This window comes from Polaromonas sp. P1_E3 (genome assembly GCF_056405935.1).
Genome location: NZ_JBFUBD010000835.1, coordinates 1 through 582, shown reverse-complemented (window position 1 = coordinate 582; position 582 = coordinate 1). Strand labels below are relative to the sequence as shown.

Here is a 582-nt window from a genome sequence, read left to right as displayed (position 1 = left end):
AACCATATCGCCATGATCGACTGTCAGCAAAATACCCATCATCTGGCGTCCCTGGGAGCGGCAGAAATCAGCCGGGCAAAATTTGTCACGCACCTCGGGGAAAGCGTGAATGAAACCACTCCCGACTGGCGCTTTGAGCCCGTATACTGGAATCAGATACTGACGACGGGAACGAAGGGAACCCTGGACCTACCGTGACACATCTCAAAGACCTGCCCCTGCAAACCTTGCAGTTCTACGCAACGGCGCCCTACCCGTGCAGCTACCTGCCGGGCAAGCAGGCCCGCTCGCAGGTTGCCACACCCAGCCACCTCATCCACAACGACGCCTATTCAGACCTGGTGACCAACGGCTTCCGGCGCAGCGGCATGTTCACTTACCGCCCTTACTGCGACGGCTGCCAGGCCTGCGTGCCGCTGCGGGTGCCTGCCGGCAGCTTTCGCCCCAACAACAGCCAGCGCCGCGCCTGGAAGCGGCACCAGGCCTTGCAGGCCCGTATCCTCAAGCTCTGTTTCATGCCGGAGCACTACCAGCTCTACCTGCGTTACCAGAACGGCCGCCACGCCGGCGGCGGGATGGACC

The 582-nt window shown here is 62.0% G+C and carries 2 pseudogenes; both read left to right on the top strand.

Annotation, left to right across the window (positions count from 1 at the left end):
• Positions 1 to 198: pseudogene (locus tag AC1D0Z_RS23835) on the top strand (leucyl/phenylalanyl-tRNA--protein transferase); the annotation flags it as partial.
• Positions 195 to 582 (top strand): annotated as a pseudogene (locus AC1D0Z_RS23830) (arginyltransferase); the annotation flags it as partial. The pseudogenes AC1D0Z_RS23835 and AC1D0Z_RS23830, both read left to right, overlap by 4 nt.